This is a genomic window from uncultured Shewanella sp., from assembly GCF_947501665.1.
Classification (GTDB): domain Bacteria; phylum Pseudomonadota; class Gammaproteobacteria; order Enterobacterales; family Shewanellaceae; genus Shewanella.
In genome coordinates, this window is record NZ_CANMWS010000106.1 from 1 (window position 1) to 270 (window position 270).

Annotated in this window: 1 tRNA gene and 1 rRNA gene; both read right to left on the minus strand. The window is 50.0% G+C overall.

Features of this window, described 5'->3' with window-relative positions:
- Position 1 precedes the first annotated feature (1 nt).
- A tRNA-Ile gene (locus tag Q0976_RS24105) sits at positions 2 to 75 on the minus strand.
- A gap of 126 nt (positions 76 to 201) precedes the next feature.
- Positions 202 to 270 (minus strand): 16S ribosomal RNA (locus Q0976_RS24110); the annotation flags it as partial.

Here is a 270-nt window from a genome sequence, read left to right on the forward strand (position 1 = left end):
GTGGGTCAGAGTGGACTTGAACCACCGACCTCACCCTTATCAGGGGTGCGCTCTAACCAGCTGAGCTACAGACCCATATATTTTTATTCTTTCTTCTCGACAAGCATATCTGTGTGAACACTCATATACACGGATGTATTTGTGTCGACTCGGCACGGATGCCATATTGTCGACCCAGCAGAGCTAAGTTAGCCGTATAGGTAAGGAGGTGATCCAGCCCCAGGTTCCCCTAGGGCTACCTTGTTACGACTTCACCCCAGTCATGAACCA